Below are 21,488 nucleotides of genomic sequence, written 5' to 3'. Positions count from 1 at the left end.
GAACAGTAGAACGTGCAGACACATGAGATCAGGAAGCGTTTCCTTGATCACTACGTGAAGGCGGGTCACACCGAGGTGCCCAGCGCCTCGGTGATCCTCGACGACCCCAATCTGCTGTTCGTCAACGCCGGCATGGTCCAGTTCGTGCCCTACTTCCTCGGGCAGCGCACCCCGCCGTGGAAGCGCGCCGTCAGCGTCCAGAAGTGCATTCGCACCCCCGACATCGACGAGGTCGGCATCACCACCCGCCACAACACCTTCTTCCAGATGGCGGGCAACTTCAGCTTCGGCGACTACTTCAAGAAGGGCGCCATCGAATACGCCTGGAGCCTGCTGACCAACCCCGTCGGGGAGGGCGGCTACGGCCTGGACCCCGAAAGGCTCTGGGCGACGGTCTATCTCGACGACGACGAGGCGATCGGCCTGTGGCAGGAAGTCGCCGGGTTGCCGCTGGAACGCATCCAGCGCCGCGGCATGGCCGACAACTACTGGTCCATGGGCATCCCCGGACCGTGCGGGCCGTCTTCGGAGATCTACTACGACCGCGGGCCCGAATACGGCGTGGACGGCGGGCCTGTCGCCAACGAGGACCGCTACATCGAGATCTGGAACCTCGTGTTCATGCAGAACGAGCGCGGCGAGGGCACCTCGAAGGAGAACTTCGAGATCCTCGGCCCGCTGCCCCGCAAGAACATCGACACCGGCATGGGCATCGAGCGGGTGGCCTGCATCCTGCAGGGCGTCGACAACGTCTACGAGACCGACCTGCTGCGTCCGGTCATCGACCTCGTCGCGGCGGTCGCACCACGGGGATACGCCCAGGGCAACCACGAGGACGACGTCCGCTACCGCATCATCGCTGATCACAGTCGGTCCTCGGCGATCATCATCGGCGACGGCGTCAGCCCCGGCAACGAGGGCCGCGGCTACGTCCTGCGCCGGCTACTGCGCCGGATCATCCGCTCGGCGAAGCTGCTGGGCGTCGAGCAGCCGATCATGAGCCAGCTGATGGCGACGGTGCGCGACACCATGGGCCCGTCGTACCCCGAACTCGTCGACGACTTCGAGCGCATCGAGCGCATCGCCGTCGCGGAGGAAACCGCGTTCAACCGCACGCTCGCCTCGGGCTCGCGGCTGTTCGAGGAGGCGGCGGGCGCGACGAAGGCGGCGGGCGCCAAGGTGCTGTCCGGAAGCGACGCGTTCACCCTGCACGACACCTACGGGTTCCCGCTGGAGCTGACGCTGGAGATGGCGGCCGAGGCCGGCCTGTCCGTCGACGAAGAGGGCTTCCGCAGTCTGATGGCCGAGCAGCGGCAGCGCGCCAAGGCCGACGCGGCCGCCCGTAAACAGGCGCACTCCGATCTGTCGGCCTACCGCGAACTCGTCGACACCGCACCCACCGAATTCACGGGCTTCGACGAATTGACCTCCGAGGCAAGGATTCTCGGCATCTTCGTCGACGGCAAGCGGGTACCGGTCATCAGTCACGGAGCCCAGGACGCCGACCGCATCGAAATCATTCTCGATCGCAGCCCGTTCTACGCGGAGTCCGGCGGACAGATCGCCGACGAGGGCGCGATCAGCGGAACCGGCGCATCCGCGGCGGCCAAGGCGGCGGTGACCGACGTGCAGAAGATCGCCAAAACCCTGTGGGCACACCGCGTCAACGTCGAGTCCGGCGAGTTCGTCGAGGGCGACACCGTTGTGGCCGCCGTCGACCCCAAGTGGCGCCACGGCGCGACCCAGGGACACTCGGGTACCCATATGGTGCACGCCGCGCTGCGGCAGGTGTTGGGCCCCAACGCCGTTCAGGCGGGCTCGCTGAACCGGCCCGGATACCTGCGGTTCGACTTCAACTGGCAGGGCCCCCTCAGCGAGGATCAGCGCACCCAGATAGAAGAGGTCACCAACGAGGCGGTCGAGGCCGACTTCGAGGTGCACAGCTTCACCACCGAGTTGGAGAAGGCCAAGGCGATGGGCGCGATGGCGCTGTTCGGCGAGGCGTATCCCGATGAGGTGCGGGTGGTCGAGATCGGCGGCCCTTTCTCACTCGAACTCTGCGGCGGAACCCACGTGCGCAGTTCGGCCCAGATCGGGCCCGTCACGATTCTGGGCGAATCGTCGATCGGCTCCGGTGTGCGACGGGTGGAGGCCTACGTCGGGCTGGACTCGTTCCGGCACCTGGCCAAGGAGCGCGCCCTGATGGCCGGGTTGGCGTCGACGCTGAAGGTGCCGTCGGAGGAGGTGCCCGCCCGCGTCGCCAACCTCGTCGAACGCCTTCGTGCCGCAGAGAAGGAACTCGACCGGATGCGGCTGGCGAATGCGCGCGCCGTGGCCGCCAATGCCGCCGCAGGCGCCGAGCAGGTCGGTAAGGTCCACCTCGTGGCGCAGCGGATGGCCGGCGGGATGTCGGCGGCGGATCTGCGCACGCTCGTCGGCGACATCAAGGGCAGGCTGGGCAGTGATCCCGCGGTCGTCGCGTTGATCGCCGAAGGCGAGGGTGACGCGGTTCCGTTCGTCGTCGCCGTCAATGCGGCGGCGCAGGACCTCGGCCTGAGCGCCAACGAGCTGGTGAAGACGTTGGGAGCGCCGGTGAACGGCCGCGGGGGCGGCAAGGCTGACCTGGCACAGGGCTCCGGAAAAGGGGCGGCGGGGATCGACGCGGCACTGGCCGCGCTGCGCGCCGAACTGGACCGGAGCTGACCGCGTGGCGAATACCGACGACCGTCTGCCGGATCGGCCGGGTCCAACCCTGACTCCGCCCGATCCCGGCCGCGGCCGACGGTTGGGCATCGACGCGGGCAGCGTCCGCATCGGCGTGGCGGTCAGCGACCCGGACGGAATCCTCGCGACGCCGGTGGAGACCGTCGCGCGCGATAGGCGAAAAGGCAGTAGAGGTTCGGACAGACATCTGCGTCGGCTGGCGGCGTTGGTCGATGAACTCGAGGTGGTGGAGGCGATCGTGGGCCTACCGCGGACACTGGCCGACCGGTCGGGCACCGCGGCCCAGGACGCGATCGCGCTCGCCGATCAATTGGCGGCGCGTATCGCGCCGGTCCCGGTGCGACTGGCCGACGAGCGGCTAACCACCGTCGCGGCCCAGCGGTCGCTACGCGAGGCCGGGATACGTGCGAAGGGGCAGCGATCGATGATCGACCAGGCGGCCGCGGTCGGCATCCTGCAGAACTGGCTGGACCAACGGCGTGCGGTGGCCGCGCACGGGGACATCGAGGGCGTGGTCTCCGATGTCTGACGACTGGGGCCGGGAGCGCGTGGAGTCCGACTGGCGCCGCGAACGGGTCGAGCCCATGGCCGTCGGCCCGCCCCGGCATCGCAAGAGTCGAGCGGCCCGGCTGAGGGAGGCACGTAACCGCCGTCGGCGCCGCATGGCCACCGCTGGGGCGCTCGGCATCCTGGTCGTGGTCGTGATCGGCGCAGTGTTCCTGGGATCGAGGCTGTGGCACAGCATGTTCGGCACGAGCAACGACTTCACCGGTGACGGTGTCACCGACGTGGTGATCCAGATCCACGACGGCGACTCCACGACCGCAATCGGCCAGACGCTCCAGGAGCAGAACGTCGTCGCCACCTCGGCCGCGTTCGTCAACGCCGCACAGGGCAATGCCGCGATCTCGTCGATCCAGCCGGGGTTCTACAAGGTGCGCACGGAGATTCCCGCCGCCAATGCCGTTGAGCGGCTTGCCGATCCGCAGAACCGCGTCGGCAAGCTGGTGATCCCCGAGGGTCGTCAGCTCGACGACGTCCAGGACGTGAACACGAACGCCGTCACCGACGGCATCCTCACCCTGATCTCAAAGGCGACGTGTGTGGATCTCGACGGCGAGAGCAAGTGTGTCGCCGCTGACGCGCTCAAGGAGGCGGCGGGCACGGTCGACCCGACGGCGCTTTCGGTTCCGCAATGGGCGCTCGGACCGGTCAAGGCGATGGGCACCGACCACCGCCGGCTGGAGGGGCTCATCGCCCCGGGGACGTGGAACATCGACCCGTCGGCGACGCCACAGGAGATCCTGTCGACGTTGATCGGCGCCAGCGCAACTCAATACGAGCAGGGCGGGCTGCTCGACACCGCGCAGGCGATGAACATGTCGCCCTACCAGATCCTGACCGTCGGGTCGCTGGTGCAGCGCGAGGCCACCCCCGAAGACTTCGCCAAGGTGGCGCGGGTCATCTACAACCGGCTGGGTGAGAAGCGCACGCTCGAGTTCGACTCCACGGTGAACTATCCGCTCGACCGGATCGAAGTGGCGACCACCGACGCTGACCGCGCGCAGCGCACACCGTGGAACACCTATGTGCGGCCGGGACTTCCGGCGACGCCGATCTGTTCGCCCGGACAGCCGGCGCTTGCGGCCGCTGAACAGCCGGCACCGGGGGACTGGCTGTACTTCGTGACGATCGACAAGCAGGGCACCACCCTATTCACGCGGGATTATGAGCAGCATCTGGCGAACATCGAGCTCGCGATGCACAACGGTGTTCTCGACTCCGGACGGTAAGTCATGACGGCGGGGCATGGTCCGCGCAAGGCCGCGGTGCTCGGTTCGCCCATTGCGCATTCCCGCTCACCGCAGCTGCACCTTGCCGCGTATCGCGCGCTGGGGCTCGAGGGCTGGACCTACGAACGGATCGAGTGCACAGCCGAGCAGTTACCCGCCCTCGTGGGTGGTTTGGGGCCGGAATGGGTCGGCGTGTCGGTGACGATGCCTGGCAAGTTCGCGGCCCTGGAGTTCGCCGACGAACGGACCGCCCGCGCCGAGCTGGTGGGTTCGGCCAACACCCTGGTGCGGACAGAAAAGGGCTGGCGCGCCGACAACACCGACGTCGACGGGATCATCGGCGCGCTGGGCCAGGTGTCGGGCAGGGCTGCGGTGGTGGGCTCGGGCGGTACGGCCCCCGCCGCTGTCGTCGGGCTGGCAGAGCTTGGCGTGCAGGATATTTCGATCGTCGCCCGCAACCGGGCCAAGGCCGGGCCGCTTGTCGGGCTCGCGGCTCAGGTCGGTGCGCAGGCGCGCTGGATCGAGCTGGGCGCACCGGTGGGTGATGTCGACGTGGTCGTGAGCACCATCCCGGCCGACGTGGCAGCCGCGCATGTCGAGACCCTGGCGGCGACGCCCGTCCTGCTCGACGCGATCTACGACCCGTGGCCCACTCCGCTGGCGGCGGCCGTCGAATCCGCAGGCGGACGGGTGATCAGCGGGCTGGAGATGCTGTTGAACCAGGCTTTCGCTCAGGTCGAGCAGTTCACGGGGCTGCCTGCGCCCAAGGAAGCGATGAGGGCGGCGATCGCCGACCGCTAGTCGCGCGCACCGCGCCGATGCTTGCCAGCGTCACGAGCACGATCGCGACATACCCGGTGAGCGCGAGGTGTTGTCCGAGGACCAGCCAGCCGGCGAGCGCGGCGACGACCGGAGACAGACACGTCACCACCGCGAACGTCTCGGGCGGCAGATGTCGCAGCGAGATCAGCTCGAGGGAATACGGGATGACCGAGGACATCACGCCCACCGTGACCCCGAGTCCCACCACCTCCCACCGCAATGCCGCGTGCGGATCGACGGACAGCATCGCGAACGGTGCGGTGGCGAGAGCGCCGAGCATCGTGGCGATGGCCAGCGCATCGAGGCTGGGAAAACTGGCCGCCGCGCGCGACGAGGCGATGATGTAACCCGCCCAGCCAAGTGCAGCGCCCGCGGCGAATGCCAGTCCGACGAGGTCCAGGTGGCCGAACCGCACGCCCGTGAGGCTGAGCATGGCGACGCCGGCCAATGCCAGTCCGGCCCACAACCATGCGCTGGCGCGCTTGCTCACCACCACCGAAAGCGCCAGCGGGCCAAGCACTTCCACCGTGACGGCGACACCGAGCGGTATCCGCGTCAGCGCGAAGTAGAAGCACACGTTCATCGCGGTCAGGGTGAGCGCGAGAGCCGCGACCGAGAACCAGGCGGTCGACGTCGGGCCCCGCATGCGTGGCCGGACGAAGACGCCGAGCAGCACTCCGGCGACCAGGAAGCGCGCGAACACCGCGCCGACCGCGCCCAAGGCCGCGAACAGACCGACGGCGAACGCGGCGCCCACTTCCTGGCTCACCGCGGCCGCCGCCACGAGCAGCGCGGGTCCGGCAGGGGATCGGGCGGCGGCGAGCACGTCCTCGACTATGCCGCACCGCGAAAGTGGTGCAGATGGCCGCCGAGCAACGGACTTAGCCTCGATTTGTGGAGGTGGGGGTGGCCGGTGTCGGCGTGCTGGCCTGGTTCGTCGGGTTGAGTTGGTACGACGTCCGGGAGCGTCGGTTGCCCAACTGGCTGACGGTTCCTGGCGCGGCCACGATCCTGGCGGGTGCCGTCGTGGCCGGCCATGGCACGTCCGCCGCGGCGGGTGCCGCCTCGCTGTTCGCGATCTATCTCGCGCTGCACCTGACGGCGCCCACGGCCATGGGTGGCGGTGACGTCAAGCTCGCGATCGGAATCGGGGCGCTGACCGGGGCCTTCGGCGTCGACGTTTGGTCGCTCGCCGCGTTGGGGGCGCCGTTGCTGACCGCGGCGGTGGCGGTGGTCGCCGGGGTTGGCAGCACAGCCCGAACCGTCCCGCACGGGCCCTCGATGTGTGTGACCGCGGCGGCAGCGTGCGGTCTGGCGATCCTGTGATCTCTCTATTGCATACTCTGAGTAGGTTAATGCATACTCTTGGTATGCAAATGTCCCAGCAGGACCTCAAATCCCTTTCCGAGCGCTATTTCGCGGCGTGGGCGGCGCACGATCCCGACGCGATCGTGGCGCTGCACACCCCGGACACCCAGTTCTGGATGCACATGGACGGCGAGCCCGTCGTTGGCCGCGATGCCGTGCGTGCCGCCTTCGCTGAAATCTTCACGCAGTTCCCCGATTTCACGTGGGAGACCTACCGCGTGCTCTACGGCGAGAACCACTGGATCCTCGACTGGGCGCTGATCTCCGGCGACATCCGGTTCGACTGCCTCGACGTCGTGAGTATCTCGCCGAACGGGCTTGTCGCGCGCAAGGACAGCTTCATCGATGCGGCGCAACTGCAGGCGGCGCTGGGGTCGGTCGCATGACGACCGCAACCCCGGTGGACCAGCTACCGCTCGTCGACGCGATGCCCGTCGAGCATCTCTTCGACATGCACGTCGATCTCGCTCCCGCACAACCGATTACGACTCCGGTCGGTACGAGGATGACCTTCGTCACGACCGGCGGCGTCATCGACGGGCCGAAGCTCGCCGGCGAGATCCTGCCCGGCGGGGGAGACTGGCTGCTCGTCGGGGCCGACGGCGCCGGACGCGTGGACGTCCGTGCGACCCTGCGTACCCACGACGGTGTGCTCATCCACTATGAGGCGCGCGGCATCATCAAGGTTCCCGCCGACGGGCTTGCGCGGCTGGCGGCGGGCGAGGTGTTGCCGTTCGACGAGACGTACGTACGGACCACGCCGACGTTCGAGACCGCCGACGAGCGTTACGCGTGGCTGTCCGATCTCGTCGCGGTCGGCTATAACATCCTGTCGCCGAACCACATCGACTACCGCATCTATCGGCTGCTGTGAACCCGCCTTGATGTTCGGCTATGGTCGGCCAGTGGCGACACGGGTGGCCAGACGATCCCAGGCGGAGCGCACGGAGGCGACGACGGCCGCACTCGTCCACGCCGCACGTGAACTGTTCGCCCGCGACGGCTACGACGCGACCTCTCTCGACGCGGTGGCGGCGCGCGCAGGCGTGACGAAGGGCGCCGTTTACCACCACTTCGCCGGTAAGCGGCAGCTGTTCGAGGCGGTGTTCAGCCGTGAGGTCGAGCGGATGATCGCTCCGCTCACGGCGGCCTACAACCGCAAGAAGGACCCGTGGGACGCGTTCAAGGCGGCCACCGGCGCCTTCCTCGAGGAGTGTCTGGAGCCCGGAGTGCAGCGCATCGTCCTGCTCGATGCGAACGCCGCGATCGGCTGGGAGGGCATGCGCCGACTCGAGGCGCCGCTGCTGGCGATGATGGAGCTCGGGATCTCGCGAGCCGTCGAAGCCGGTCGTATCGCCCCGAGGCCACCCGGTCCGCTTGCACACTTCCTCTTCGGGGCCACCTGCGAGGTGGCGATGGTCGTCGCCCGCGCCGACGACCAGAAGGCGGCGCAGCGTCAGGCCGTCGCCGAGATCGGCCGCGTCCTGGACAGCCTCACCAGCGATTTGTGTGCAAAATCGAGCGCTCAGCGCTCCTAAACGCACACAAATCGGGCCCGTACGCGCGACGTGGGAAGATGGGACGCGTGTTGCGATGGACTACAGCTGGTGAATCCCACGGCCGCGCCCTGGTGGCCGTGGTTGAAGGCATGATCGCCGGGGTCCACGTCACCTCCGAGGACATCGCCGGCCAGCTGGCCCGACGCCGACTGGGCTACGGCCGCGGCGCCCGGATGAAGTTCGAACAGGACCAGGTCACGATGCTGGCCGGGGTCCGCCACGGCGTCACGCTCGGCGGTCCGATCGCCATCGAGGTCGGCAACACCGAATGGCCGAAGTGGGAGACGGTGATGGCCCCCGACCCCGTCGACCCGGCCGTGCTGGCCGAGAGCGCCCGCAATGCACCGCTGACCCGGCCGCGGCCCGGCCACGCCGACTATGCGGGCATGCTCAAGTACGGCTTCGACGACGCGCGACCGGTGCTCGAACGGGCCAGCGCCCGCGAGACCGCAGCCCGGGTCGCCGCGGGCACCTTTGCGCGGGCGCTGCTGCGGGAGGCGCTCGGCGTCGAGGTGCTGTCGCACGTCATCTCCATCGGCGCCTCGAAGCCCTATGACGGGCCGCCGCCGCAGTTCTCCGATCTGGCGGCCATCGACGAGAGTCCTGTGCGCGCGTTCGACGAAGCCGCCGGGGCCTCGATGATCGCCGAGATCGAGGCGGCCAAGAAGGACGGCGACACGCTCGGCGGCATCGTCGAGGTGGTGGTCCATGGTTTGCCCGTCGGGCTCGGCTCCTTCACCAGCGGTGACAACCGCCTCGACAGCCAGCTCGCGGGCGCGGTGATGGGCATCCAGGCGATCAAGGGCGTCGAGATCGGCGACGGCTTCGAGACCGCTCGCCGTCGCGGCAGCGTCGCCCACGACGAGATGTATCCCGGCCCCGACGGAGTGATGCGCTCGACCAACCGGGCCGGCGGCCTGGAGGGCGGGATGACCAATGGTCAGCCGCTGCGCGTGCGGGCGGCGATGAAGCCGATCTCGACGGTGCCGCGGGCGCTGGCCACGGTCGACATGGCCACCGGTGACGAGGCCGTCGCGATCCATCAGCGCTCCGACGTCTGCGCGGTGCCCGCCGCCGGCGTGGTCGTCGAGACCATGGTGGCGCTGGTCCTGGCGCGCGCGACCCTGGAGAAGTTCGGTGGCGACTCGCTGTCGGAGACCCGCGCCAACATCGACAACTACCTGCGGGCGGTCTCGGAGCGCGAACCGTCGTCGCAGCCGGTCCAGGCGTCGCACTGATGGCGCCGAAGGCTGTGCTGATCGGCTTGCCCGGGTCCGGCAAGTCGACCATCGGCCGTCGGCTGGCCAAGGCGCTGGACCTCACCCTGCTGGACACCGACGCCGCGATCGAGGAGACCACCGGCCGCACCATCGCCGACATCTTCGCCACCGACGGTGAGGCGGAGTTCCGCCGCATCGAGGAGGAAGTCATCCGCTCGGCGCTGGAAACCCATGACGGAGTGCTGTCGCTCGGCGGGGGAGCGGTCACCACGCCGGGCGTGCGGGAGGCCCTCGCCGGACACACGGTCATCTATCTGGAGATCAACGCCGCCGAGGGCGTGCGCCGCACCAGCGGCCCCACGGTGCGCCCGCTGCTCGCCGGCGGCGATCGCAGCGAGAAGTTCAAAGCCCTGATGACCCAACGTGTTCCGCTGTACCGACGGGTCGCCACCATGCGCGTCAACACCAACCGCCGCAATCCCGGTGCGGTCGTGCGGTACATCGTCGACCGACTGGAGAACCCCGAGACGCCGCGGCCACAGCGGCGCAGGCGTCGTCGTCCCCCGTGGCGCCGAACCCCCACCACGCTGACCGCGACGGCGAACACGGATGCGCCACCGTCGCCCGCGGAACTGGCCGCCAAGAAAGCGGGTCCCCATGGCTGAACCGGTCACTGTTGAGGTCCTCGTGGACCCGCCGTACCCGGTGATCATCGGCACCGGGTTGCTTTCCGAGCTGGAACGTACCCTCGCCGGTCGGCACAGGGTCGCCATCCTGCACCAGCCGGTGCTTGCGCAGACCGCCGAGGCCATCCGGAACACCCTGGCGGACAAGGGGATCGACGCGCATCGCATCGAGATCCCGGACGCCGAGAAGGGCAAGGATCTCCCGGTCGTTGGCTTCATCTGGGAAGTGTTGGGCCGCATCGGTGTTGGCCGCAAGGACGCGATCGTCAGCCTGGGCGGCGGCGCGGCCACCGATGTCGCCGGTTTCGCCGCCGCGACGTGGCTACGTGGTATCGACATCGTGCACGTGCCTACCACGCTGCTGGGTATGGTCGACGCCGCGGTCGGCGGTAAGACCGGGATCAACACCGATGCGGGCAAGAACCTCGTCGGCGCATTCCACCAGCCGGCCGCCGTGCTCGTCGACATCGCGACGCTGGAGACGTTGCCGCGCAACGAACTTGTCGCAGGGATGGCCGAGATCGTGAAGGCGGGATTCATCGCCGACCCGGTCATCCTCGACACGATCGAAGCTGACCCAGAGGCCGCGCTGGACCCGAAGGGCACGGTGTTGCCCGAGTTGATCCGGCGTGCGATTGCCGTCAAGGCAGAGGTCGTCGCGGCCGACGAGAAGGAGTCGCAGCTACGCGAGATCCTCAACTACGGCCACACCCTGGCCCATGCGATCGAGCGCCGGGAGCGCTACGAGTGGCGCCACGGGGCGGCGGTTTCCGTCGGCTTGGTGTTCGCCGCCGAACTCGGCCGGCTGGCCGGCCGGCTGGACGACGGCACCGCGGACCGGCATCGCACTGTTCTTACGGCACTTGGGCTTCCGGTCGAATACGATGCCGATGCGTTGCCGCAGCTGCTGGAGTACATGGCGGGTGACAAGAAGACCCGCGCCGGGGTACTGCGTTTCGTGGTGCTCGACGGCCTGGGCAAGCCCGGACGCCTCGAAGGGCCGGATCCGTCGCTGCTGGCGGCGGCGTACTCGGTGATCGGAAGGTGACCTAGCGATGACGACCGTGCTGGTCCTGAACGGGCCCAACCTCGGCCGGCTCGGCAAGCGTGAGCCGGATGTTTACGGCAGCACCACCTACGAGGATCTGGTGGCGCTGATCGAGGCCGAAGCCGAAGACCTCGGCCTCACCGCGGTGGTGCGGCAGAGCGACAGCGAAGCGGAACTGCTCAACTTCATCCACGCGGCCGCCGACGCAGGAGACCCGGTCATCCTGAACGCCGGCGCGCTGACGCACACCTCGATCGCTCTCCGCGACGCGTGCGCGGAGCTGACTGCCCCGCTGATCGAGGTGCACATCTCGAATGTGTACAAGCGCGAAGAGTTTCGGCACAACTCCTACATCAGCGCGGTGGCTTCCGGGGTCATCGTCGGCCTCGGCGTCCAGGGCTACGTCCTGGCCTTGCGGTACCTCGCCAGCCTCGGATAGAGACAGGTAGTCCACTACTCACGTCCGGGACGCCGGTTCGTGCAATCCTGATCTCGTCAAACCCGCTGCGGCGGGGCCGGTGGGTACTAGCAAACGTGGTGGTCGGCTATGACTTTGCAGCAGAACGTGCAGAAGGAAGCTGATTCGGGCGCCCACACGGCGATCCCGCATGGGAACGAGCAGCATTACTCGCAAATATCTCCCCGCAAGCGTCCGACTCCCGGCACTTCGTGGACACCTCTCCAACCAGCGAGCGACATCGATGGCGTATTGCGAAATCTCGATCAGATCATCGATTGGGCGATTCGAGAACAGAGCACCATCGGCTACTTCGCGGTGCTCTACCGAAGGTCCACCCTGGCGATTCGCGATGCGCTCGAGGCGGGCAAATTCAAAGAGCCGCAGCTGATGGAACGCTTCGACGCGGTATTCGCCCAGCGCTACTTCGATGCGTTGAATGCGTACTTCGATCCTGCCGAGTCCGACGGGCTGACCCTTCCGTGGGAGGTTGTCTTCGTCGGACACGAGCTGGGGCATTCGACGATGCTGCAGCACATGATCGCGGGGCTGAACGCGCACATCCAATTCGATTTGGGCCTTGTCGTCGCTCAGCTCGCACCGACCACCATGCAGACGTTCGAGCCTGATTTCAAGCTCATCAACGACCTGGTGATCGGCGAAGTTCGCGGCATGCTGAAGATCGTCGACCGGCTTTCGCCGTCGATCCGATGGATCCGCTTACCGTTACCCGCTCACGGGCTGATCGGAAGAGTGTTCCGGAAGTTCCGCACGAGCGCTTGGCTCTTCGCCATCTCTCTGGCCATGCATCCGCAGAAGGTGAGAGAGCAGACGGTGAATCAGATGTCGTGGGCGGCGGCGTTGTGCGCCTGGTACCTGCATCCGCCGGAGTACTGGCGACTCACTCCGACTGTCATCCGGCTGATCGCGAAGTACGAGAGCAGGGATACCGCAGGCAACTTGCGAGCCCTCAACCAGACGTGATCACACCCCGAGATTCCACTTCTTGGCGAGCTGGTCGGGAATCGCGAACGGTGGTCGCTCGCCACGATGTTGCTCCCGCAGCATCTGTCTGAGTACCTGACGCGATATTTTGCGGGCCACGCGCGGTACCCGGTCCGGCCGACGAAAGACATGTACCAGAAGCCAATCGACCAGTCGCGTCAGCCGGCCGAGGTCGTCGACCAGACTCGACGACGGTACGCAGAGCATGTCGGCCACCTCGTCGGTGATCAGATGTCGGATCAACGCGGGGTAGAACGCGTGATCGAGGCGGCCCGGCGTGATTTCGTATAGGAATTCGAGCAGTGCCTTCGTCATCCGAATTCCCGGATCGGACCGACTGTATTGGCGTACTCGGATGGCGTCGGCCAGTGCGAAGGCGTCGTCGCGATCGTGCACCAGCAATTCGTCGTCGACACCCATCAGATGACCGATGACATTCCAGAGATGCAGATAGGCGTCGACGTCGTCGGGACTCATCCGAAAACCGAGGCGCGGCAGAAACTCAACGACTGCGGCGGCGAAGACCAGGCGCGTACCCGCGAGATCCTCTTGATTGATGGGTTCACCGTGGGTGTCGAAGTTCCACACCCTTGGATCCTGCTGGGCGCGGGACTTGATCAACTGGCGGACGGCGGCGTGCATCAGACGGACCTTCTGGATGGTGCGAAGTCCTGCACCGTCTTCACCGAGTCCGCCGACGTAACACGCGTCGACCAGGAACAGGCCGGTCTCGGTGATGCGGCGCTTTCTGGTGGTTCTCCGCTCGAGCTCGGCGGTCCGATCGAGCACCGCGACTCCGTTCGCCGCTGCATACGACGCCGGCAATGACCCGCAGAAAAGGCAGAGGGTGATCTGGGGCCACCACTCCTCGAAAAGCACTTGCCCCCGTTCGATTTTCGCGGGGTCCGCCCAGTCCGGTAGGGCTAGTGTCCGGCCCAGGTAGGCTTCGAGCTCGTTGGGTAGCTCCGCCGGTACTGGCTGACGGACCCGAATGAGCGTCGACATCAAGGCGTTGATTTCGTCGAGGCCGCCCCGCGCGAGAAGCTCCCGTACCGGCTCGTCGGCGACCTCGTCACCGACCCCCCGCATGCGATCGAGTACGTCGTCTGTCCATCTCGAAGACACTCGTACCCCCGTCATGCGCAGAGCCTCTCAGAATCGCGGTGGGAATGCAGTGATCCAGCAGAAGTCGACATCGATCACGACAGAATTCTTTCTGCGCGGACGCGTTCGGGCCATCGCGCGTCGCCGGGGAAACGGCACAGAACTTCCGCGAGAGCCGATCGATCACCATCTCCGAGCAGCTCGAAACCATCCAGCAGACAACGCAATTCAAAAAGCATCGCGCCCTGGCGGCGCGCAAATGCCAGCGCGTCCGCCAGCGCATTCCGCTGTGCGTCCGGCGCGGCGAGTGCGTGGGCGCGCAATCGCATCAACTCGGCGTCGTGGAAATGCATTCCGCTTCGCTCGGCGAGTTCCAAGGACATGTCGAGCCGCTCGCAAGCCTTGTCATGGCTGCCCGCCGCAATCAGGAGGCGCGCGATCACCGCATCATGGAAGGTGAGGTACACATTGAGCTCCATGAGCCGCGACGCGTCCACCCGCCGCACGATGTTCTCGGCTCTGGACGTCAGGACCGCGTCGTCGGCGCCTGCACTCAGTTCCGCCAATGCCTTCGTGGTGGCGTTTTGTGTGGCGCTGACCCACAGCCACAGATCTAGGCCTGAAGCCTCTGCGTGACTACGCATTCCGGAGACAAGGGTGGCGGCCTCGTCGACTCGGCTCGATTCGAGGCGCACCCAGATCTCATGGAAGTACGTCATCGCCCTGTTGAATGCATTCTGGGGATATTCCAGCTCCTCGCAGCGTCGGACCGACTGGGCCAGTTCGATATCCGCGCGGTCCAAGTCACCGGACATGATGTAGGTCAGTGCGAGATAGTTGTGGGCAGCCGAGATCGGATCGGTGGCTACCCACCAAGCGGTTGCGAGTTCGCGCGGATCGGCAGCGGAGCGAGCGTCAAGTGCGTCCAGCAGGTGGCCGCGCGCGGCTTCGAAGTCGCCCTCCAGCCACAGAACGGTACCCAGTGTGGAGGACAGTGCAGGAGCGCTCCACGCGCGCTCAGCAGTGACGGGTTGTTGCGACAAGGAGTCCAGCAGATCGTGCGCACGGCGCAGTTCTGCGCGCGGGTGGTAGTAGCCGATCAATGAATACAGCGACGCGAACAACTCGTCTTCGTGCATCCCCGCACTTGCAAGCTCCAGGCACCGTTCGAGGTCGGCGGGGCCCTCGCCGCTCCAGCTACCCTGTGCGGCACCGGCCAGAAAACCACGCTCCAGCCGGATGTGAATCTCCGCGCGGTCCCGTGCCGGTCCCGGCTTGCACTGCGTGAGCCGGTCGAGCGCGTTGGTCAGGCAGATCAGCGCCTCCTGAAGGGCACCACGGCGCCGCGCGTCGATGGAAGCTTTCTGATAGGCGGTGACCGCGTCGTCGAAGCGTTGCGCGAATTCGAAATGACGCGCCACCACACGCCAATCGGGTTCAATCCCGGCAGCACCCTCGATCAAGGCGCGCGCAGCGCGGGCGTGCAGAACTCGCCGCAAGGATGGTGGTGCCAGCTCGGAAGCCACTTCACGCAGCAGTTCATGTCGAAATCGCCACCCATCGATCCCATTTGGCTCGAGGACACGGGCCCGCACGAGTTCGGCGACGATGTCCTCGACGTCGTTGATCTCGGGGTCCACAACGGACCTGAGCAGGACATGGTCCCCGGCACGCCCGATGGCCGCCGCGGCCTCGACCACAGGCACAACATCGTTGCGGGCATGTAGGCGGGCGAACAGCGGTTCGTACAGTGCGTCGGGAACCTGCTGCTCGTACTCGGCCTCATTCAACCCGGCCACCACGTGCTCGATGTAGAACGGGACTCCATCACAGCGGCTGCGCACCGCCGCACGTTGCGCTTCGGTCACCGTCGGGTTCAGGGCATCGATCAGTGCGTCCGACTCGTCATCGGAAAGTGGACTGAGCTCGAAAAGCGACACCGGCCACTCGTTTTGCAGCCACGGACCTTCGCGCCCAGTCAGCACAACCATCAGCGTCCCGTCGGCGGAGGACAGCATCGACTTGAGCAGCTCGATGGTCGACGGATCGAACCAGTGCACATCCTCGGCGATGACCAGGCCCGCGCCGTCGCCGAGACACTTCAACACGTATTGGTGCGCGGCCGCGCCGATCAACTCGTACAGTGTGCGGCCTTCAACAGCCGCCGGCTGGTAACCGTGTTCTGGCCCTACACCCAGCACGGGTGCCAGTAGCGGCACCACGTTGGCCGGATCCATCCCGCACCCGCGTAGTTCGGCCTCCAGCAGCCGCAACCTGTCGGGGCCGTCGGTGAATCGCGTAATGCCACAACGACGTTCCAGGAGCCTGCGGACAGGGTGCAGGCCCGCGTCATCGTGCAGCGGCGAGCCTCGGAGCTCGACGACCGTGCCGCCGGATTCCTGTGCCTGCTCCGCAGCCGCATGCGCCAGCCTCGTCTTGCCGATGCCCGGTTCACCGTGAAATGCGACGCCGGGCGTCGTCGACCGCCCCGCGAGTGCTTCCTGCCATGCCTTTTCCAGCCATGTCCGCTCCCGCTCACGCCCGACAAGAGGTGTCGACAGCAATAGGGTTGGCGCATTTGAGCGTTCGCCGACGACACGGTGATAGGGGACCGGTTCGATCATTCCCTTCACCCGGGCCGGCGGGCATTCGACAAGTTCGAAGACATCGCCCACCAGTGCGGCGGTGGCGTCGGAAACGGCTACCGAGCCCGGCTCCGCCAACGATTCGATCCGTTGGGCAAAATTGGCAGCGAATCCGTAGACGTCGTTCTCTTCGGGGTCGAGGTAGACCAGGCCTCGGTGGACGCCGACACGCGCGCTCAACGTGACACCGAACCTGCGCTCTGCCTGGTCGCTGAGTCGTGCGACGGCCCGGGTGATGTCCGAACCTGCCGCGACAGCGCGACGTACGTCGTCCTCATGGGCCTTGGGATGACCGAACATCGCCAGTAATCCGTCGCCCTTTGTCGAATGTATATGGCCCTCATACTGATTGACTAGTCGCACCACCTCATCGCGATAGCGGCCCACCAAGGTGCGGTACGTCTCGGGCTCGACGCGGGTCGACAGCACTGTCGAATCCACGAGATCCACGAACATCAGTGTCAGACGGCGTATCTCGCCGTGCTTGGCCGATACCGCGAGCAGATCCTCGGCCTCGGGATTACCGCGGTCGACGGCAAGCACCTGACTGGCGAGCGCAGCGGCTGTCGCGCGGTCGCCATGGTTGATAGCTCGTACCGCGCGGTCCAGCAATTCATCGATCGATAGACCGGACTCGTCAGAGCTCACCCTGCCCCTCCCGCATCGAACGGGCTAAGAGTATCGCGCGCAGGCCTTCCCGGCGGTATGAACTGAACCCGGTGATCGGCGGACGCCGGTAGTTGCCTTGCCTTTCCTAAGTCAGTGGCGTGGCCGGCGCAACGATATCCAGCCTCGGATAGAGATGTGCTCGTCGGTGCTGGCCACCGAGTAGCAGATCGCGATCGACACGATCGTCGGCAGCACGAAGGTGAGTATGAGGACGAAGACGACGAGGCCCAGGTTCGGCTCGATCAACCACGGCTTGGGGAATCGGGCCAGACTCATGGCAAGCCATGACGCGACGATGGCGAGGCCCAGAGTGGTCACGGTCGCGACCTTGATCGACCGAAGCGCCAACCGGGTCGGCTCGTCCGGGTCGGCCAGTGACTTACGCAGGGTCCTGGTTCGCACGTACACCAGCACGAAATTCACGAAGATAATCACTGCGGCGCTCGTGACGATCAGGCCGGTGACCCAAAGCTCGGGGCGACGGCCGTACATGAAATGCAGGTAGTCGACCGACGTTTCGGACAGGATCAGCGTGGCAGCCATCGCCGCGGCGAACGTGAGCCAGCCGCCGAGGTCGGCGAGGAAGCTGTAGGCGCCCGCGTCCTCGGCCTCCTCCACCGAAATCTTCCTGACGGCGTGACTGGCGAGCATCCAGCCGAGGCCCCCGAACAACGCCACAGCGCCCGCGGCCAGCATCCCCGTCGACACCGCGCCCTGAGTCCACGCGATCGCGCAGATGCCGCGCCGGTCGCCCTCGGAGGGCACCTGCGTGCCGGTGATCAAACTGAACAGGAAGCTGTCCAGCATGAGGATCAGCACCGCGGAGGAGAACAGCGCAAGCGTGTGCACACTCTCGCGGCTGTTCCTGTCCATCAGCAGGGCGATGGCGGTGATCAGGAATCCGCCCAGCACACCGGCGAATTGGGAATGCGACGCCGCAGACGTCAATGCACTCCACTGGTCGGACGTACAGAATTCGTCCGGATTTCCGTCGGGATTCATGAGACCCGATGCTCAGGGGTGCGACCGTCAGGAGCCGGCGGGACTAGGTGTTGCGATTGCCTTCGGTCGTGTCGTACTCAACCGTCTGGTCGCTGTCCGACCGGACCGCGGCGAACACATCCGTGTCGGCCCGCTCGTCGTCATGTCCATGGCCGTGGTGGGGCACCTCGGGGGCCTTGCGGTCGATGAGATACCGGCCGAGCGCGACGCCGGCGATGGCCACCAGGAACGTCAGCAGCGCCGTGAACGCTGCGAAGGTGGTCAGTTCGTTGATCAGGCCCTCGACGTAGAGGCTCTTGTAGAAGAGGTGAATGAACCAAGCGACGGCGCCGCTGACGATGCCGGCGAACAGACCGGCGAGAAGCCATGTCATCGCCAGGTCGCCGCGGCGGTCGGGATCCGGGTTGGCGCGGGCGTCGGCGCGGCCGTCGGCAATACCCCACAAGAAGACCGCGATGGCGTAGAGCGCCACCAGAATGATGCTGATCAGCCCGGCCCTGGTCTCCCAGGTGTTGATCAACGCTCCCTGGAGCAGTCGCACTATGACCATCAGGGCCGCGAACACCAGTCCGCGCAGCAACCACTTACTCATGGGGCCTCACCTTAGCGAGTAGGTTCACTAACCGTGACTATTTCACAGCGTCGGGAGCGGCTCCGTCAGCGGCTTGTCGACGCCGACCTCGATGCGATGTTGGTGTCGGACCTGGTCAACGTCCGATATCTGTCGGGGTTCACCGGGTCGAACGCCGCGCTGCTGATCCGGGCTGAGGACCCGACGCCGGTGCTGGCCACCGATGGGCGCTACCGCACCCAGGCCGCGCAGCAGGCACCCGACGCCGAACTCGTCATCGAGCGGGCGTGCGGCCCGCATCTGGTCGCCCGCGCGGCGGCCGACGGCGTCGCGCGGTTGGGCTTCGAAAGCCACGTGGTGACCGTCGACGCCTTCAGCGTGCTGACCAAAGCCGCAGGCGAGCGGACCGAACTGGTGCGCGCCTCCGGGACCGTGGAGGCGTTGCGCGAGGTCAAGGACGCCGGCGAGATCGCGCTGCTGCGGTTGGCGTGCGAAGCGGCCGACGCGGCGCTGCACGATCTGGTCGAGCGGGGCGGGCTGCGGCCGGGACGTACCGAGAAAGAGGTGGGCCGGGAACTCGAGGCGCTCATGCTCGATCACGGCGCCGACGGTGTGTCCTTCGAGACGATCGTGGCGGCCGGGCCCAACTCGGCGATTCCGCACCATCGGCCCACCGATGCGGTGTTGGCCGCCGGGGACTTCGTCAAGATCGACTTCGGCGCGCTGGTGTGCGGCTACCACTCCGATATGACGCGCACGTTCGTGCTCTCGCCCGTCGCGCAGTGGCAGCGCGAGATCTATGACCTGGTGGCGACCGCTCAGCGCGCGGGCAGAGAGGCGCTGGCGCCCGGGGCGTCGCTCAAGGACGTCGACGCGGCATCGCGGCAGATCATCGCCGACGCGGGCTACGCCGAGAACTTCAGTCACGGACTCGGCCACGGCGTGGGTCTGCAGATACACGAAGCGCCGGGGATCAGCGCGTCGTCCGCCGGTACACTGCTTGCTGGCTCCGCGGTGACCGTGGAACCCGGTGTTTATCTGCCAGACCGCGGTGGCGTCCGAATCGAGGACACGCTTGTCGTCGGCAGTGACTCGCACCCGAACCCGGAGCCGGGCAGCCGGCAACATCAGACCGCTGACTTGCTCACTCGGTTCCCCAAGGAACTGGCGATCCTCTGAACAGGAGAACAACCGACCGTGGCATCGACCGCCGACTTCAAGAACGGACTCGTCCTTCAAATTGACGGCCAACTGTGGCAGATCGTGGAATTCCAGCACGTCAAGCCCGGTAAAGGCCCCGCATTCGTGCGCACCAAGCTCAAGAACGTGATCTCGGGCAAGGTCGTCGACAAGACCTACAACGCGGGCGTCAAGGTCGAGACGGCCACCGTCGACCGCCGCGATGCCACATATCTGTACCGCGACGGCTCTGACTTCGTGTTCATGGACTCCGAGGACTACGAGCAGCATGCGCTGCCGGAGTCGCTGGTCGGCGACGCCGCCAAGTTCCTGCTGGAGAGCCTGCCGGTGCAGATCGCGTTCCACGACGGCGTCCCGCTGTACCTCGAGTTGCCGGTGACCGTGGAGCTCGAGGTCACGCACACCGAGCCCGGCCTGCAGGGCGACCGCTCCAGCGCCGGCACCAAGCCGGCGACGGTGGAGACCGGTGCCGAGATCCAGGTGCCGTTGTTCATCAACACCGGCGACAAGCTGAAGGTCGATTCGCGCGATGGCAGCTACCTGGGAAGGGTGAATGCCTAATCCCCGGGGCGACGGGAAACGTCGGCCGGACAAGGGCCGTCACCAGGCCCGCAAGCGGGCCGTTGACCTGCTCTTCGAGGCCGAGGCGCGCGGGCTCACCGCCGCCGAGGTAGCGCACGCACGAAATGAGTTGGCGCAGAAGCAGTCCGACGTATCACCGCTGAACCCGTACACGGTGACGGTCGCGCAGGGGGTGACCGATCACATCGCGCACATCGACGATCTGATCTCGGCTCACCTTCAGGGCTGGACGCTGGACAGGCTGCCCGCCGTCGACCGCGCGATCCTGCGGGTGGCGGTGTGGGAACTGCTGCACGCCGACGACGTTCCCGAACCCGTCGCCGTCGACGAAGCCGTCGAGTTGGCCAAACAGTTGTCGACCGACGACTCACCTGGTTTTGTCAACGGTGTGTTGGGCCAGGTGATGTTGGTGACCCCGCAGATCCGGGCTGCCGCTCAGGCGGTGCGGGGGGCCGGCGATTCGGGTGCGGATACCTGATGGGGGTGCCGCAGGACTGGGCGCCGTACTCGAACCTCGACGAGGCGGCCAAGGTTTACCTGCGCGATCCCGAGCTGGCACTGGACCAACTGCGTTCGGTGATCGGCTTTCCCGAGATCAAGTCGTTCGTCATGTCGCGGGGCACCACCGAGGGTTCCTGGGGCGAGACGGACGAGAGTCCGCTGTGGCAGGAGATCGTGCTCACCGACGGCCACCGGCTGATCATCTGGCGCGCCGACGACGAGACGTCGACCGTGGACGAGCGTGAGCGCCGGGTACTCAACGCCGCGGTCCGCACGATCCTGCTGTCGACGATCACCGATCACGTGCTCACCACCGAGTACGAGGTGTTCGACGACGGCACCCGCCGGCTGTCCGAGGTCCGGCTGCGGATGTACACCCAACTGATCACGCGCTCACGCCAGAAGTCGGTCACCGAGACCGACATCTTCTGCGAATCGTTCCGCTACTACAAGTCCGTCGACAACGGCGGCCTGGCGCAGATGCAGCGGCTGCTGCAGTTCGGCCGCGTGCTCTCGCGCAGTATGCAGTGAC

22 protein-coding genes are annotated in these 21,488 nt (G+C 66.7%); 17 read left to right on the top strand and 5 right to left on the bottom strand.

Annotation, left to right across the window (positions count from 1 at the left end; all coding sequences use genetic code 11):
* The first annotated feature begins 12 nt into the window (after nt 1–12).
* From alaS to G6N43_RS19040, 4 genes are read left to right on the top strand one after another with little or no spacing between them, the layout of a single operon-like run.
* Nucleotides 13–2,703 carry an alanine--tRNA ligase gene (gene alaS, locus G6N43_RS19055; protein ID WP_083149668.1) on the top strand — a complete coding sequence of 897 codons (2,691 nt, stop codon included), beginning with the start codon at nt 13–15 and terminating at the stop codon, nt 2,701–2,703.
* A gap of 4 nt (nt 2,704–2,707) precedes the next feature.
* A complete protein-coding gene (ruvX, locus tag G6N43_RS19050; protein ID WP_083149667.1) occupies nt 2,708–3,253 on the top strand; it encodes a Holliday junction resolvase RuvX in 546 nt (181 codons plus the stop codon).
* Complete coding sequence (locus G6N43_RS19045; RefSeq protein WP_083149666.1) at nt 3,246–4,517, top strand: endolytic transglycosylase MltG; 1,272 nt, start codon at nt 3,246–3,248, stop codon at nt 4,515–4,517. Before ruvX ends, G6N43_RS19045 begins: the two co-directional genes overlap by 8 nt.
* 3 nt (nt 4,518–4,520) lie before the next feature.
* Nucleotides 4,521–5,318, top strand: a complete 798-nt coding sequence (locus G6N43_RS19040; protein ID WP_083149665.1) for a shikimate dehydrogenase — start codon at nt 4,521–4,523, stop codon at nt 5,316–5,318.
* Here the strand turns inward: G6N43_RS19040 and G6N43_RS19035 are convergent.
* Nucleotides 5,263–6,165 carry an EamA family transporter gene (locus G6N43_RS19035; protein ID WP_234810010.1) on the bottom strand — a complete coding sequence of 301 codons (903 nt, stop codon included), beginning with the start codon at nt 6,163–6,165 and terminating at the stop codon, nt 5,263–5,265. The genes G6N43_RS19040 and G6N43_RS19035 overlap by 56 nt on opposite strands.
* A gap of 68 nt (nt 6,166–6,233) precedes the next feature.
* Between G6N43_RS19035 and G6N43_RS19030 the strand changes: the two genes are divergently transcribed.
* From G6N43_RS19030 to G6N43_RS18990, 9 genes are all read left to right on the top strand, one after another.
* On the top strand, nt 6,234–6,665 hold the full coding sequence (locus G6N43_RS19030) for a prepilin peptidase (protein WP_407664803.1): 432 nt from the start codon (nt 6,234–6,236) through the stop codon (nt 6,663–6,665).
* 44 nt (nt 6,666–6,709) lie between these two features.
* Complete coding sequence (locus tag G6N43_RS19025; RefSeq protein WP_234810009.1) at nt 6,710–7,093, top strand: nuclear transport factor 2 family protein; 384 nt, start codon at nt 6,710–6,712, stop codon at nt 7,091–7,093.
* A complete protein-coding gene (locus G6N43_RS19020; protein ID WP_083149664.1) occupies nt 7,090–7,581 on the top strand; it encodes a DUF3237 domain-containing protein in 492 nt (163 codons plus the stop codon). Before G6N43_RS19025 ends, G6N43_RS19020 begins: the two co-directional genes overlap by 4 nt.
* 31 nt (nt 7,582–7,612) lie before the next feature.
* Nucleotides 7,613–8,245: a TetR/AcrR family transcriptional regulator gene (locus G6N43_RS19015; protein ID WP_083149771.1), complete on the top strand. Its 633-nt coding sequence runs from the start codon at nt 7,613–7,615 to the stop codon at nt 8,243–8,245.
* A 47-nt stretch (nt 8,246–8,292) separates the two neighbouring features.
* Nucleotides 8,293–9,504, top strand: a complete 1,212-nt coding sequence (gene aroC, locus G6N43_RS19010) for a chorismate synthase (RefSeq protein WP_083149770.1) — start codon at nt 8,293–8,295, stop codon at nt 9,502–9,504.
* Nucleotides 9,504–10,151 carry a shikimate kinase gene (locus tag G6N43_RS19005; RefSeq protein ID WP_083149663.1) on the top strand — a complete coding sequence of 216 codons (648 nt, stop codon included), beginning with the start codon at nt 9,504–9,506 and terminating at the stop codon, nt 10,149–10,151. Before aroC ends, G6N43_RS19005 begins: the two co-directional genes overlap by 1 nt.
* Nucleotides 10,144–11,220, top strand: a complete 1,077-nt coding sequence (gene aroB / locus G6N43_RS19000) for a 3-dehydroquinate synthase (RefSeq protein WP_083149662.1) — start codon at nt 10,144–10,146, stop codon at nt 11,218–11,220. The genes G6N43_RS19005 and aroB overlap by 8 nt, the downstream gene beginning before the upstream one ends.
* A 7-nt stretch (nt 11,221–11,227) precedes the next feature.
* On the top strand, nt 11,228–11,659 hold the full coding sequence (aroQ, locus tag G6N43_RS18995) for a type II 3-dehydroquinate dehydratase (RefSeq protein ID WP_083149661.1): 432 nt from the start codon (nt 11,228–11,230) through the stop codon (nt 11,657–11,659).
* 108 nt (nt 11,660–11,767) lie between these two features.
* Nucleotides 11,768–12,661, top strand: coding sequence for a DUF5995 family protein (locus tag G6N43_RS18990; RefSeq protein WP_133056534.1), 894 nt, complete (start codon nt 11,768–11,770; stop codon nt 12,659–12,661).
* On the opposite strand, the gene G6N43_RS18985 is transcribed toward G6N43_RS18990, so the two are convergent.
* From G6N43_RS18985 to G6N43_RS18970, 4 genes are all read right to left on the bottom strand, one after another.
* Nucleotides 12,662–13,807 (bottom strand): oxygenase MpaB family protein, encoded by a 1,146-nt coding sequence (locus G6N43_RS18985; RefSeq protein ID WP_163658151.1) that lies wholly within the window; start codon nt 13,805–13,807, stop codon nt 12,662–12,664.
* A 74-nt stretch (nt 13,808–13,881) separates the two neighbouring features.
* On the bottom strand, nt 13,882–17,079 hold the full coding sequence (locus G6N43_RS18980) for an ATP-binding protein (protein ID WP_083149658.1): 3,198 nt from the start codon (nt 17,077–17,079) through the stop codon (nt 13,882–13,884).
* A gap of 111 nt (nt 17,080–17,190) precedes the next feature.
* Nucleotides 17,191–18,102 (bottom strand): hypothetical protein, encoded by a 912-nt coding sequence (locus G6N43_RS18975; RefSeq protein WP_083149657.1) that lies wholly within the window; start codon nt 18,100–18,102, stop codon nt 17,191–17,193.
* A 43-nt stretch (nt 18,103–18,145) separates the two neighbouring features.
* Nucleotides 18,146–18,694, bottom strand: a complete 549-nt coding sequence (locus G6N43_RS18970; protein WP_083149656.1) for a B-4DMT family transporter — start codon at nt 18,692–18,694, stop codon at nt 18,146–18,148.
* A gap of 33 nt (nt 18,695–18,727) precedes the next feature.
* Between G6N43_RS18970 and G6N43_RS18965 the strand changes: the two genes are divergently transcribed.
* From G6N43_RS18965 to G6N43_RS18950, 4 genes are read left to right on the top strand one after another with little or no spacing between them, the layout of a single operon-like run.
* Nucleotides 18,728–19,852 (top strand): aminopeptidase P family protein, encoded by a 1,125-nt coding sequence (locus G6N43_RS18965; RefSeq protein ID WP_083149655.1) that lies wholly within the window; start codon nt 18,728–18,730, stop codon nt 19,850–19,852.
* A gap of 18 nt (nt 19,853–19,870) precedes the next feature.
* Nucleotides 19,871–20,434 carry an elongation factor P gene (gene efp / locus G6N43_RS18960; RefSeq protein ID WP_083149654.1) on the top strand — a complete coding sequence of 188 codons (564 nt, stop codon included), beginning with the start codon at nt 19,871–19,873 and terminating at the stop codon, nt 20,432–20,434.
* Entirely contained in the window at nt 20,427–20,933 is a 507-nt protein-coding gene (gene nusB, locus G6N43_RS18955; RefSeq protein ID WP_083149653.1) for a transcription antitermination factor NusB, read from the top strand. The genes efp and nusB overlap by 8 nt, the downstream gene beginning before the upstream one ends.
* Entirely contained in the window at nt 20,933–21,487 is a 555-nt protein-coding gene (locus tag G6N43_RS18950; protein WP_083149652.1) for a hypothetical protein, read from the top strand. Before nusB ends, G6N43_RS18950 begins: the two co-directional genes overlap by 1 nt.
* Nucleotide 21,488 lies beyond the last annotated feature (1 nt).

The sequence above is a fragment of the Mycolicibacterium moriokaense genome, from assembly GCF_010726085.1.
In the GTDB taxonomy this organism is placed as follows: domain Bacteria; phylum Actinomycetota; class Actinomycetes; order Mycobacteriales; family Mycobacteriaceae; genus Mycobacterium; species Mycobacterium moriokaense.
Note: the sequence above shows the minus strand (reverse complement) of the source record. Positions and strands in the feature narration are given on the sequence as shown.

What these genes read in the sequence shown, in the direction of transcription:
- G6N43_RS19045 (WP_083149666.1), top strand. Translation starts at nt 3,246, where the DNA reads ATGTCTGACGACTGGGGCCGGGAGCGCGTGGAGTCCGACTGGCGCCGC.
- G6N43_RS19040 (WP_083149665.1), top strand. Translation starts at nt 4,521, where the DNA reads ATGACGGCGGGGCATGGTCCGCGCAAGGCCGCGGTGCTCGGTTCGCCC.
- G6N43_RS19025 (WP_234810009.1), top strand. Translation starts at nt 6,710, where the DNA reads ATGCAAATGTCCCAGCAGGACCTCAAATCCCTTTCCGAGCGCTATTTC.
- G6N43_RS19020 (WP_083149664.1), top strand. Translation starts at nt 7,090, where the DNA reads ATGACGACCGCAACCCCGGTGGACCAGCTACCGCTCGTCGACGCGATG.
- G6N43_RS19005 (WP_083149663.1), top strand. Translation starts at nt 9,504, where the DNA reads ATGGCGCCGAAGGCTGTGCTGATCGGCTTGCCCGGGTCCGGCAAGTCG.
- aroB (WP_083149662.1), top strand. Translation starts at nt 10,144, where the DNA reads ATGGCTGAACCGGTCACTGTTGAGGTCCTCGTGGACCCGCCGTACCCG.
- aroQ (WP_083149661.1), top strand. Translation starts at nt 11,228, where the DNA reads ATGACGACCGTGCTGGTCCTGAACGGGCCCAACCTCGGCCGGCTCGGC.
- G6N43_RS18990 (WP_133056534.1), top strand. Translation starts at nt 11,768, where the DNA reads ATGACTTTGCAGCAGAACGTGCAGAAGGAAGCTGATTCGGGCGCCCAC.
- G6N43_RS18975 (WP_083149657.1), bottom strand. Translation starts at nt 18,102, where the DNA reads ATGAATCCCGACGGAAATCCGGACGAATTCTGTACGTCCGACCAGTGG.
- G6N43_RS18970 (WP_083149656.1), bottom strand. Translation starts at nt 18,694, where the DNA reads ATGAGTAAGTGGTTGCTGCGCGGACTGGTGTTCGCGGCCCTGATGGTC.
- nusB (WP_083149653.1), top strand. Translation starts at nt 20,427, where the DNA reads ATGCCTAATCCCCGGGGCGACGGGAAACGTCGGCCGGACAAGGGCCGT.
- G6N43_RS18950 (WP_083149652.1), top strand. Translation starts at nt 20,933, where the DNA reads ATGGGGGTGCCGCAGGACTGGGCGCCGTACTCGAACCTCGACGAGGCG.